General features: G+C 62.1%; 5 protein-coding genes. 4 read left to right on the top strand and 1 reads right to left on the bottom strand.

The features are described 5' to 3' along the window. The 4 genes from AC5JJ6_RS41170 to AC5JJ6_RS41155 form a co-directional block, all read left to right on the top strand. Window positions 1–826 (top strand): recombinase family protein (locus tag AC5JJ6_RS41170; protein WP_496047603.1); only part of this gene is annotated, 826 nt, incomplete at its 5' end. A gap of 6 nt (window positions 827–832) precedes the next feature. Next, window positions 833–1,360, top strand: a complete 528-nt coding sequence (locus tag AC5JJ6_RS41165) for a recombinase zinc ribbon domain-containing protein (protein ID WP_496047602.1) — start codon at window positions 833–835, stop codon at window positions 1,358–1,360. After that, window positions 1,357–1,788: a hypothetical protein gene (locus tag AC5JJ6_RS41160; RefSeq protein ID WP_496047601.1), complete on the top strand. Its 432-nt coding sequence runs from the start codon at window positions 1,357–1,359 to the stop codon at window positions 1,786–1,788. Before AC5JJ6_RS41165 ends, AC5JJ6_RS41160 begins: the two co-directional genes overlap by 4 nt. Before the next feature lie 312 nt (window positions 1,789–2,100). Further along, window positions 2,101–2,511, top strand: coding sequence for a hypothetical protein (locus AC5JJ6_RS41155; RefSeq protein WP_496047600.1), 411 nt, complete (start codon window positions 2,101–2,103; stop codon window positions 2,509–2,511). A 332-nt stretch (window positions 2,512–2,843) separates the two neighbouring features. Here AC5JJ6_RS41155 and AC5JJ6_RS41150 read toward each other — a convergent pair whose 3' ends face one another. After that, window positions 2,844–4,739 carry an EVE domain-containing protein gene (locus AC5JJ6_RS41150; protein ID WP_496047599.1) on the bottom strand — a complete coding sequence of 632 codons (1,896 nt, stop codon included), beginning with the start codon at window positions 4,737–4,739 and terminating at the stop codon, window positions 2,844–2,846. Window positions 4,740–5,017 lie beyond the last annotated feature (278 nt).

Genomic DNA, 5,017 nt, shown 5'->3' with positions numbered 1-5,017 from the left:
TCGGCCTGAAGAACCAGCGGGGTGCCAAATGAGGAAGTCGCCGGCCAAGGTCAGCCCGGTTCGCAAGGTCCGCTGCGCCGTCTACACCCGCAAGTCGACTGAGGAAGGGCTCGACCAGGAGTTCAACAGCTTGGATGCCCAGCGCGAGTCCTGCGAGGCCTATGTCGCCAGCCAGAAGGCCGAAGGCTGGATCCTGGTGCCTGATCACTATGATGACGGCGGTTTCTCCGGCGGCACCCTGGAGCGACCGGCACTCCAGCGCCTGCTGCGCGACATCGAGGGCGGCCGGGTCGACGTTGTGGTCGTCTACAAGATCGACCGGCTGAGCCGGGCGCTGATGGACTTCGCCAAGCTGGTCGAGGTGTTCGACCGCCACGGCGTCACCTTCGTCAGCGTCACCCAGGCGTTCAATACAACGACCTCAATGGGCCGGCTGACGCTGAACATCCTGCTCAGCTTCGCCCAGTTCGAGCGCGAGGTGATCGGCGAGCGCATCCGCGACAAGTTCGCCGCCTCCCGGGCGCGCGGCATGTGGATGGGCGGCCACCCGCCGCTGGGCTACGATATCCGGGACCGCAAGCTGGTGGTCAATGATGCCGAGGCCGCGACAGTGCGCATGATCTTCGAGCGTTTCCTGATAGTCGGCTCGGCCACGGTGCTGGCGCGCGACCTGCGGGCTGAGGGGGTGACCACCAAGCGCGGCAAGCCGATCGACAAGGGCGACCTGTACAAGTTGCTGAACAACCGCGTCTACCTGGGCGAGGCGGTCCACAAGGGAACGGCGTACCCCGGCGAGCACAAGGCGATCATTGACCGGATGCTGTAGGACCGGGTGCGCACCATTCTGGCGACCAAGGCGCCGACCCGCGCCGGCCGGACCCGGTGCCAGACGCCGGCCCTGCTGCGCGGGCTGATCTTCGGCCCGACCGGCTGCGCCATGACGCCGACCCACACCCGGCGCCGGGGCAAGCTGTACCGCTACTACGTCTCCATGGACGTCATCAAGCAGGGCACCGACGCCTGCCCGGTGCGCCGCGTGCCGGCCGGCGAGATCGAGGCGGCGGTGATCGATCAGGTGCGGGCGCTGATCCGCACGCCGGAGATCGTGGTGCGCACCTGGCGCGCGGCGAAGGCGGAGGATGCCATGATCAGCGAGAACGATGTCTTGGAAGCTCTCCAGCGCCTGGACCCGGTGTGGGAAGAACTGTTCCCGGCCGAGCAGGCGCGCATTCTCCAGCTGCTGGTCGAGCGGGTGGATGTCGGGTTGGACGGCGTCAACATCCGGCTGCGGACCGACGGCCTGACCAGTCTTATCGCCGATCTGCGCGGCCGGGATCTGGAACGGATGGCCGCGGCATGAATGACGACGCCAGCCTCGACCGGGACAGCCAGACCGTCACCGTCCGGGTTCCACTGAAGATCCGCCGCCATGGTGGCCGGAAGATGATCATCGCGCCGGAAGGAGCCGCCCCCTGGGCGCCGCCGCGGGCGCGGATCGACAACACCATGGTCAAGGCGGTCGCCCGGGCCTTCCGGTGGCGCCGCCTGCTGGAGGAGGGCCACTACGGCTCGGTCGTCGAACTCGCTGACGCCGAGAAGATCAACAAGTCCTACGTCAGCCGGGTGCTCCGCCTTTCGCTCCTGGCTCCCCCGATCATTGAGGCCATCCTGAACGGTCGGCAGCCGCCCACGCTGGGGTTGCCGGTACTGCTTGAGCCGCTGCCGGTGGAGTGGGAGCTTCAGCACAAGCGCCTGATGGAATCCCAACAAGCCGACATCGCGTTGTGATCCAGCCCCAGTCTGACAAAGGTGGCTGCGCCGCTCCGCACGCCTGGCAAGTCCAACTCCCCGCGATGTGTAATTGATGGAACCGGTGCCACGTGCGCTTTGCAGTTCTGCTGACACGGCAAAACGCCATCGCTTGAGCAATTCGAAGAAGTGTGACGCTAAGTGTGACAGGATGAAATGAGACAGCGAAATCTGGGATATACACGTCAGGACCGGGACTTCTACCCGATACCGGCTTGGGTGCCGGAAGCTCTGCTGCGGCGGGTGCGACTGCCTCTGGGAATTTGGGAACCGTGCTGCGGGGATGGCGCAATGGCTCGGGTACTGGAGGACCATGGCCATCATGTTGTCGGGACCGATCTGGTGGATCGGGGTTACGGCGAGGCAGGCCGGGACTTTCTCGCGGAAACCCAGTTGCCTGAGGGCGTTACGGCTATCGTCACAAATCCGCCCTATGGCCGGCGGCTGTTCGAATTCGTTGATCACGCTCTGGAACTGACGCGCCCTGTGGGCGGTATGGTGGCGATGTTGGTCAACGCCCAGTGGCCGTATGGGGCGGCCAACAGCGAGCGGCTACTTCACCCGGCGTTCGAGGCGTCGGTGGTACTGAGAAACCGGATAGTCTGGTTCCTGGGCGAGGATGGCCGACCCGCCAAATCCCACAGGAGAATCATTGCTGGTTGGTTTGGAAGTGGTCCCGCACCCCCGGCCCCGCCCAGTTGATGGTCGCCGGCAAAGACCCGGAAACTGAACTGGAGGCGCGTTGCTGTATCGTATGCCGGACGCCGCTTCCGATGAAGGTCCGAGCCGATGCCCAGCTTTGCTCAGCAACATGCCGACAGCGCGCCAAGCGCTATGGCATCACCAAACGTCGTAATTCGATGACCCAGCGCTCAGATGCGGCTGGAGCGGCAAAGCTGGTTCAGGAGGAAGACTTTGGGAGAGGCTGCGGTCAGGCGACTTCGAAGAGTTGATTCTGACGGTACGACGGCGGGCCACGTTCCAGTTAACACCACACGATACTGACGGCGTACAGCCCGCCGCCGCAGTTTTCTTCAGGTCGCCTCCGTTAAACTGCTCGCTTGCGGCACGGCTACGCTAATCTTTGGGATCTTTATGGTGATGCCATCAATCGCAACGGTAAATGCCGAGCTCCCGATCGCTACCGAAATGTTGCCGCCGTAGTGCAGCTGACGATGGTGGTTTGCGCAGAGCGTCATGATGTTGGACGCCGAAAGCGATCCTATCTCCTGGTGCGACACTGGCATCACGTGATGTGCCTCTACGTAGGGATCACCGTTGCTCTTTAGGAATCCAACCGGGTTCATGCCTAGAGCTGCGCAAAGCTGGCATTTGTAGCCCGTCGCCTTCTTGACAGCAGCTCCGACTGGACCTCGCTCGATTGCCTTGCTGGTCCGTGTTTTCACCTCGGGGCTCGCGTTCAGATACTTCTTCTCAAGCTCCGCCAGACGATCAAGAGAATCAGCCGGCCGGGCCGCTGGTGTGGGAAGTTCGTCAGCATCCTCATTGAGCAGATCGAGTACTGCATGAAAATCAGCAGCACTGATCGGAAACGATGCCGCCTGGAATCCATTCAGCAAGAGATGCGATACGTCAGGGTTGTCTCTCTTTAGCTGCGCGATCGTCAGGGGCGCGTTCTGATACCTTCGCAAGTACCGAATGTGCACCGTCGGCCATCCTGGTTCCCGTCCTTGGCCGTCCCCCCAAAATGAAGCATTGGCGCCGGTGCCCGGAAAGGCGACGCTCTCGACCTCGCAGAGCGCGTAGATGCCGGGTTCCAGCGCCGGCCGGCCGTCTCGATCCGCCACACTGCGCCGGTCGACACCGACGCGCACAATGCCTAGCTGGCCCGGCGCGAACCTATCGCTGTCGGAAGGACGCACACCCCACGTATCGACGTCGGTTCCGCCAGCGAGGAACTTGTCGATCGCCCATTTAGCGGGGTTGCAGACGAACACCCAGTAAGGTGTTTGGTCCGGCGATGAGGCGGGACCTGTTGCCTCCTCCCCGGTCGCGTTTGAAACCTCCATCTCCGCAAGGGTCGCGCGTACTGCCGCGGCGAGTTCAGCCGGCTTGTCGGCGTATTCGCGCCAGATCTCTTCTTCAAGCTTGCTGCCAGAGGGCAATCCCGCGCCGTTATACTGTGGATCGACGCGCCGGAAATTTAGCATCTTCATCGACACGCCGTTGGCGTTGCGGAAGGTCGAGCCGCCTGACATGCCCCGCAGCCGCGCCAGGTCCCGCAATGTCGTCGAGAGCTTGATTACCTCCGGATGTTCGTCGGGATAGCTCGTCCCGCGCAACCGCATGTAAAGGTCAAGGCCAAGTATGTGCTCCTCACGCGTCCAATCCGGGTTGTTTTTAGCCGTGCCATTTGCTGATCTTAGGGGTGCAGGGCTTTCGCGTCTGCCTTGGTCCTGGCCTTTGGGAATTGTACTGCGCGCAGGCGGCCGGTCACCGTCCGTTGGACGTCCCAGCGTGCGGCTCGCATACCATACCGCGCGTGGCGAAAACTCCTCGGGATAATCAAGGACGATCTGTTCGTAGGAGAGCCCTACAAGGTGCTCGTCCTTGAGCGTCTGAAATCCTTGCGTCGGCTTGGATTTGGTGACCGCTCTCTCGGCGGAGTCAATGAGGCCGCGGTTGCGTAGTTGAAGCAGTGTTCGCGTCGCGTCTTTGCCTTGGCGCTTCATCACGCCGACATACTCGCTCACCGTTTCGACGATGCGCTCCTCGGCGGGCGTGAGATTGGCGAGGTCCAGTCCAGTGCGACGGGTGATCAGAGAGCGCCCCAGATAGGCTGAACGAGCCTTTATCGCTGCCGCGACCTCTCCCGAAAGCTTATCCTGGCGCCGCAAGTTGATCTCGAATTGCGCAAGTTTCTCGAAATCATTGATATTGTCGATAACTCTAAAAGCGCGCTCGTTCATTTTTACCTTCTTTTTGTTGGCTAAACTTAATGTGCGCCTATGCCCTTCTCTCTCAACTTTTGTCTACTCTCGATGCCGCCTCTATTGCTCCGCCCTGATAGAGTCCAGGACGACGGCATGGTGATCGCCTTCTCCGTCGAACCTAGACACAGGACCAATTTGGGACTGGGCTGTTGCGCCGTGATACTGCAGTGTTTTGCGGAGGCCGAGGCGCTATTCAACAGACAGAAGCATTGGCCAGGCCAAGAACCCGAGGTGCGCAATCCCCTGGTGTGGAC

Source organism: Skermanella sp., from assembly GCF_059503625.1.
The sequence above is the reverse complement of the archived record's forward strand: the minus strand, read 5'-3'. Positions and strand labels throughout refer to the sequence as shown.

Coding starts and splice junctions, on each gene's coding strand:
- AC5JJ6_RS41160 (WP_496047601.1), top strand. CDS start 1,357: ATGAATGACGACGCCAGCCTCGACCGGGACAGCCAGACCGTCACCGTC.
- AC5JJ6_RS41155 (WP_496047600.1), top strand. CDS start 2,101: ATGGCTCGGGTACTGGAGGACCATGGCCATCATGTTGTCGGGACCGAT.
- AC5JJ6_RS41150 (WP_496047599.1), bottom strand. CDS start 4,739: ATGAACGAGCGCGCTTTTAGAGTTATCGACAATATCAATGATTTCGAG.